Origin of the sequence: Natronococcus sp. (assembly GCF_047921035.1) — an archaeon.
Taxonomy (GTDB): domain Archaea; phylum Halobacteriota; class Halobacteria; order Halobacteriales; family Natrialbaceae; genus Natronococcus.
Genome location: NZ_JBLRWX010000149.1, coordinates 1 through 5,984 on the forward strand (window position 1 = coordinate 1; position 5,984 = coordinate 5,984).

Below are 5,984 nucleotides of genomic sequence, written 5' to 3' on the forward strand. Positions count from 1 at the left end.
GCCGCCGCACCGGAGCCCCGACCCGCGAGCACCGCCTCGAGTTCGGCGCCGGCCGTCGCCGCGACGAACCGGCCCGCGTCGGCCGCGATCCGGTGGACGAGCGGTTCGGCGTTCTCCCGGCGGGCGGTCTCGCCGGTGACGATCACGGCGCCCGTGTCGACGTCGGCGGGCTCGAGCCCGGCCGCCTCGAGGTCGCGTTCGACGAACGCGGCGACGCCCTCGACGTCGATCGTCTCGCGATCGAGCAGCGGCGTCTCGCGGACCGGCCCTCGAAAGACGATCTCGCGGCCGGTGATCTCGGGACTCGCCGCCCCGCCGGGTGGCGTCTCGACCCGCAGGCGACTGACGACGGTGTGGGTCGTGGTCGTCCCGACGTCGATGCCGACGCTCGTCAGCGACTCCGGATCGGCGTTCACGAACTCACTCCGTCCGGAACTCGCGGTCGTCCTCGCGGAGGTCGACCCCGCTGGCCTCGGCCTCGAGCATCGCTTCGATCAGGTCGACGAGTTCGGCACCGGCCTCGACCGGGGGTAGCCCGCCGTCGTGAACGTTCGAGACGACCGACTTCTTCGCCGTCGGGGAGCCGCGCTCGGGGCCGTAGACCAGGTACGCGCTCAGGCTCTCGGCGGTCCGGAGTCCGGGTCGTTCGCCGATGAGGTTCACACAGCAGTCGGCTCCGAGTTCCTCGCCGACGGCGTCCATGGCGTCGACCCGGCCGAACTCGACGAAGACGGGCGTGCCGACCGAGATACCGCGAGCCTCGAGCCCGTCGAGCAAGGCTGGCAGGAGCTGCGGGACGTTGGCCTCGACGGCCGACGAGGAGAGCCCGTCGCTGACCACGATCTGAACTTCGGGGGCGGGTTCACAGTCGCGCTCGAGTCGCTCGAGGCTCTCGGCGTCGAGTTCCCGCCCGAGGTCGGGGCGGGCGAGGTACTGGTCCGTATCCGCGACCGTCGTCCGAAGTTCGACCAATCCGAGGTCGTCGATCAGGTCGTCGCTCACGCGCGAGTGGACCGCATCGCGGGCGATCCCGTGATCGGCCCGGAACTCGAGTAACGCCTCGGTGGTCGGCCGCGGTCCCGATCGGCCGACGCCGAGTCTGGTGGGGTTGCGGTCGACGATTCGCCGGAGTTGTTCGTCGGTCTCGGCGTCAGCACCGGCACTGCCGCCGTCGCCGTTCGATTCGGCCGCGTCGGAGTCGGAGTGGGAATCGGATGCCATGGTCACGTGAAGATCGTCGGATCGCCCGCACGCTCGGTGAGCCGGCCGTCGCGCCAGAGGTCCATCTCCGCGAGCCACTCGCGGAAGGCGGGGGCCGGCTCGAGGTCGAACAGCTCCCAGAGTGCGGCCGCGTCGTGGTAGCTGTTGGACTGGTAGTTCAACATGACGTCGTCGCCCATCGGGACGGTGATGAAGTAGTTCGTCCCCGCGGCGGCCAGCAGGACGGCGAGGTTCTCGATGTCGTTCTGGTCGGCCCCCATGTGGTTCGTGTAGCAGGCGTCGATACCCATCGGAATCCCGTGGAGCTGGCCCATGAACACGTCCTCGAGGCCCGCGCGGATCACCTGCCGGCCGTCGTAGAGGTACTCCGGACCGATGAAGCCGACGACGGTGTTGACGAGGAACGGGTCGTAGCGCCTCGCGAGCCCGTAGCAGCGGGCCTCGAGGGTGAGCTGGTCGACGCCGTGGTGGGCGTCGCCGGACAGTTCGGCGCCCTGGCCCGTCTCGAAGTACATCACGTTCGGTCCCGAGGAGACGCAGCGACGCCCCGCGAGGTCGTGGGCCTCGTCGAGCAAATCGACGTCGACGCCGAACTCGTCGTTGCCGGCCTCCGTGCCGGCGAGGCTCTGAAAGACGAGATCCGCGGGGGCCCCCTCGCGAATCGCGTCCATCTGGGTGGTGACGTGAGAGAGACAGCAGTTCTGGGTCGGAACCGCCCACTCCTCGATGAACTCGTGGGTCGCCTCGAGGATCCGCGTCGTCGTCTCGACGCTGTCCTGAACCGGATTCACGCCGATTACGGCGTCGCCGACGCCGTAGGACAGCCCCTCCCGCGTCGCGTCGATGATATTCGAGACGTCGTCGGCGGGGTCGTTGGGCTGCAGACGAAACGAGAGGGTACCGCGTTCGCCGACCGTCGTGTTACAGCGTGCGGGCACCTCCATCCGCGAGGTGACGAGCGCCAGGTCGAGGTTCGACATGAGCTTCGTCACCGCGGCGATCATCTCGCTGGTCAGACCGGGCCGGATCGCCGCGATCTCGCGTTCGCCCGTTCCGGTGGCGACGAGGTACTCCCGCAGGTCGGCGACGGTCCACTCGCGGATCTCCTCGTAGATCGGTTCCCGGACCGCCTCCTGGATCACTTGCGTCACCTCGTCCTCGTCGGCGGGGACGACCGGGTTCTCCCGGAGCGTCTCGAGTCGCATTCCGGCGAGGGCCCGCTTGGCGGCGATCCGCTCGGCGTCTGAGTCGGCCGCGATTCCGGCCAGCTCGTCGCCGGTCTTCGGTTCGTTCGCCTTGGCCAGTACCTCGACGACGGAGTCGAACCGATCCCCCGCGTCGGGCGTCGTAGTTTTGACTGCCATTTGCTGTCGGACGGTAGGGCGGGGAGGACCTTCACCGTTCGTCAAATGTTACCAAACCACAGTTGCTGCAAGGAAAGCGACGGCGCGTTCGGCACCCGACGATAGCCACGGTTTTCTTCGACGAGCCGACACCACCGGTATGAAGCGAGCGACGGTCTGGACGGTCGCGATCTTCCTGTTCGTCCTCGGGGACGCGATGGCGTTACAGGCGAGAGGGCCGATCCTCTCGAGTCTGGAAGCGACGTTCGCGGTTTCGGAGGCCGAACTCGGGCTGGTGGCGCCGGCCGGTACCGCGGGCTTCGCCATTGCCGCCGTCGCGACGGGACTGCTCGCGGGCCGGCTCCGGATGCGGTGGGCGCTGTTCGCGGGCGTCGCGGGCGTGATCTGTGCGCTGGTCGCGATGGCGGCCGCGCCCGTCTACGCCGTCTTCCTGCTCGCGTTGCTGGCCCAGGGCGGCGCCGCGGGCGTGTTTCGCGGCGTCGACCGGGCGGCCCTGAGCCACATCCACTCGGCCCGTCGCGGACGAGTCTACATCGCCTACGCGCTCGCCTGGGCCGTCGGGGCCGTGCTCGGGCCGCAGCTGGTCACCGGCGTCCTCGCGGTCGCGGACTGGCGGGCCGTCTTCCTCGTCCTCGCGGGACTCTTTGTTCCGGTGGCGGTCGTCGCCGCCCGGACCGAACTTCCCTCGATGGAGGCCGAGCGGTCGATCTCGGTCGACGCGCTCCGCGAACTGCTCGGCCGACCCGCCGTCGTCGGCGCCACCGTCGGCATCCTGTTTACCGGCGCCGTCGAGGGGATCGTCTTCACCTGGCTCGTCTACTACGCCGAAGGGTTCTACGGAACGGGGACGGCCAGCCTGCTCCTGTCGACGTACCTGCTCGCGTACATCCCCGCCCGCACGGGCTACACGCTGCTCGTGGATCGGGTCCCCTACCTCCTGCTCATGCTGGTCGCGACCGTTCCGGCGATCCCGGCCTTCGTAGTCGCGTTCTCCGGAATCACCGGCCCCGTTCTCTTCGCGGCCGTCTTCGTCGCCGGCGCCGGGCTCTCGAGTTGTTTCCCCGCGCTGTCGGCCTACGCGGTCGAGGCGGCCCCCGAGTACAGCGGCCCGATCAACGCCCTCACGACCGGGGCAACGTACGTCGGAATCGCGACCTCGCCGGCCGTCGTCGGCGTCCTGGCGGAGGTCTACGGTCTGAACCGGGCGATCTGGCTCGTGATCGGCTTTGCGGTACTGCTCTCGTCGACGATCGCGGCGACGTGGCTCTGGACGGGCACACCGGAGGCGCCGACCGTCGACGCCGCCGCCTGACAGTGGAAAAACGACGGCTCAGTCGTCAGCCGGTGCGGCGTTCAGCTGGTCGTCGGCGACCGTCCCGTCATCGTTCCAACCCCGCTCGGCGTAGTACTCGTCGAGTGCGGCGTCGAAGTCCGGCAGCTCGTAGGGCAGGCTGTCGTCGTCTCGATCGAAGCCGCGCTGGTTGTTGAAGTGGCGCTCGAGCGAGACGACCCGGCCGCCGACCTCCAGCAGGTCCTCGTAGTCGGCGTCGAGCAGGGTCGACAGCCGGTCCTCGTCGACGAAATCCCGCGAGAACTTACAGAGGACGGCGCTGTCCTTGATCGCGTTGACGTTCTCGAGTTCGATCACCTTCGGCGGCTTGTCGTCGAGGCCCTCCTTCTCGAAGGCCTTCTCGGAGTCGACCAGCGGGTACTCGTAGGGGTAAAACTCGGCGTACATGTGATCGGCGCCGCGGTTCGAGGTGGCGAAGGCGAGCCCCTGCCCGTTCAGCGTCCGCCCGTCGTGGGCGGGGAACTCGAGGCCCTTCACGGTCCAGTTATCGACGCCGAGGTCCTCGTGGACGCGATCGATGCCCTCAGCGAGGTCGTCGCCGACGCCCTCGCGGTAGGCGATCTTCTCGACGAGGTCGTGGATCAGGTCGACGTTGCCGAACTCGTCCTCGCTGGCGAGGTAGGCCGCGACGGTGTCGCCACAGGAGATCGTGTCCAGCCCGTACTCGTCACAGAGCTTGTTCGACTGCATGACGTCGACGATGTCGTCGACCCCGGAGTTCGGACCGAACGCCATCACGGTCTCGTACTCCGGCCCCTCGGTCTCGAGGCCGGACTCCTCGTCTCTGGTCGGGAGCTTGCAGGCGAACGCACACGCCGAGCAGGTCCCCTTCTTGTACTTCTTCTCCTCGACGCGGTCGCCGCTGACGCCTTCCGCGCCCTCGAAGGACAGTTCCGAGAAGTACCGCGTCGGCAGGGCCTCGACGGTGTTCGCGAACTCGGTCATCGAGGAAGTCCCCTGCCGTTTCATGATGTGATCCGACTGGGCGGCCTCGCCGTGGACCTCCATCTGCAGCGGCGGAATATCGACCTCGTTCGTCGAGTCGCCGTCGAAGGTGATCGCCTTCACGTTCTTCGACCCCAGGACGGCACCCAGCCCGCCCCGACCGAACGCGCGCTCCTCCGAGGTCATGATCGAGGCGAACCGCACCTCGTTCTCGCCGGCGGGGCCGACGACGACGGTGTGGTCGGACTCGAGGCCGTGCTCGTCCTCGATGTACTCGCAGGTCTCGGGGACCTTCGCCTCCTCGAGTTCCGGTACCGCCTCGAACTCCACGCCCTCGTCGGTGACGTGGACGATCACGAGGTCGTCGCTGGCGCCGGTTACCTCGACGGCGCTGTAGCCCGTTCCCGTGAAGTTCCGCGAGAGGAACCCGCCGGCGTTCGAGGACAGCAGGCCGTCGGTCAGCGGCGAGACGGCAGTCGCCGACATTCGCCCCGTGAAGCTCATCTGGGAGTGCTGGAGCGGCCCCGTCGCGAAGTAGAGCCGGTTGTCGGCACCCAGGGGATCGGCGTCGAAGGGAATCCGGTCGTGGGCGAGTTTCGTCGCGAGCGCGCGCCCGCCGATGAACGACTCGAGGTCGTCGTCGACGTCCTCGGTCGACGAGGAGCGCTCGTCGAGATCGATCGAACACAGCGGTCCGTGAACGTGTTTCATACTACGTACCGTATCATCGATCACCACAAAACAGTTCGGTTCTCGCTCGAGGAAGGGGGATCGACCCCACCGCTGCCGGGACGCGGCGTCGATCGTGACGAATCTACCTTGCTCTCTCGAACCAACTCGGCGTAGCCGAGACTCCCAGCGAGAGGAAACCCCGGCGTTCACGCCGGGGAGGATGTCATTGTTCCAGCGAAGCACCGTCGGGCAGGTGCAACTCGTCGTCGAGGACGACCTGCAGGCGATCGGTCGCGAACAGGCGATCGATCTGGTCGTGGGTGAACGTGCCGTCGCAGTCCTCGCCGACGAAGGTCACCCGTTCGGGCGTCCGTTCGACGACAGTCGCGAGCGCGCTGCCGTCGCGGTAGTGGTATCTGATCGTCGTTCCG

6 protein-coding genes are annotated in these 5,984 nt (G+C 68.1%); 1 reads left to right on the forward strand and 5 read right to left on the reverse strand.

Features of this window, described 5'->3' with window-relative positions:
* The 3 genes from ACNA7R_RS18865 to ACNA7R_RS18875 form a co-directional block, all read right to left on the reverse strand.
* Positions 1-416 (reverse strand): ethanolamine ammonia-lyase reactivating factor EutA (locus ACNA7R_RS18865; protein ID WP_416285060.1); only part of this gene is annotated, 416 nt, incomplete at its 3' end.
* A gap of 4 nt (positions 417-420) precedes the next feature.
* Positions 421-1,221, reverse strand: a complete 801-nt coding sequence (gene eutC / locus ACNA7R_RS18870; protein ID WP_416285061.1) for an ethanolamine ammonia-lyase subunit EutC — start codon at positions 1,219-1,221, stop codon at positions 421-423.
* Between the two features lie 2 nt (positions 1,222-1,223).
* On the reverse strand, positions 1,224-2,585 hold the full coding sequence (locus tag ACNA7R_RS18875) for an ethanolamine ammonia-lyase subunit EutB (protein ID WP_416285062.1): 1,362 nt from the start codon (positions 2,583-2,585) through the stop codon (positions 1,224-1,226).
* 139 nt (positions 2,586-2,724) lie between these two features.
* On the opposite strand from ACNA7R_RS18875, the gene ACNA7R_RS18880 reads away from it, so the two are divergent.
* The gene (locus ACNA7R_RS18880) at positions 2,725-3,897 is read left to right on the forward strand and encodes an MFS transporter (protein WP_416285063.1); all 1,173 of its coding nucleotides are present in this window, start codon (positions 2,725-2,727) and stop codon (positions 3,895-3,897) included.
* Between the two features lie 18 nt (positions 3,898-3,915).
* Here ACNA7R_RS18880 and ACNA7R_RS18885 read toward each other — a convergent pair whose 3' ends face one another.
* Together ACNA7R_RS18885 and ACNA7R_RS18890 are read right to left on the reverse strand one after the other, a co-directional pair.
* On the reverse strand, positions 3,916-5,592 hold the full coding sequence (locus ACNA7R_RS18885) for an aldehyde ferredoxin oxidoreductase family protein (protein WP_416285064.1): 1,677 nt from the start codon (positions 5,590-5,592) through the stop codon (positions 3,916-3,918).
* A 184-nt stretch (positions 5,593-5,776) separates the two neighbouring features.
* The coding region (locus tag ACNA7R_RS18890) for a hypothetical protein (RefSeq protein WP_416285065.1) at positions 5,777-5,984 on the reverse strand (208 nt) is incomplete at its 5' end.

What these genes read in the sequence shown, in the direction of transcription:
- ACNA7R_RS18885 (WP_416285064.1), bottom strand. Translation starts at nt 5,592, where the DNA reads ATGAAACACGTTCACGGACCGCTGTGTTCGATCGATCTCGACGAGCGC.
- eutC (WP_416285061.1), bottom strand. Translation starts at nt 1,221, where the DNA reads ATGGCATCCGATTCCCACTCCGACTCCGACGCGGCCGAATCGAACGGC.
- ACNA7R_RS18875 (WP_416285062.1), bottom strand. Translation starts at nt 2,585, where the DNA reads ATGGCAGTCAAAACTACGACGCCCGACGCGGGGGATCGGTTCGACTCC.
- ACNA7R_RS18880 (WP_416285063.1), top strand. Translation starts at nt 2,725, where the DNA reads ATGAAGCGAGCGACGGTCTGGACGGTCGCGATCTTCCTGTTCGTCCTC.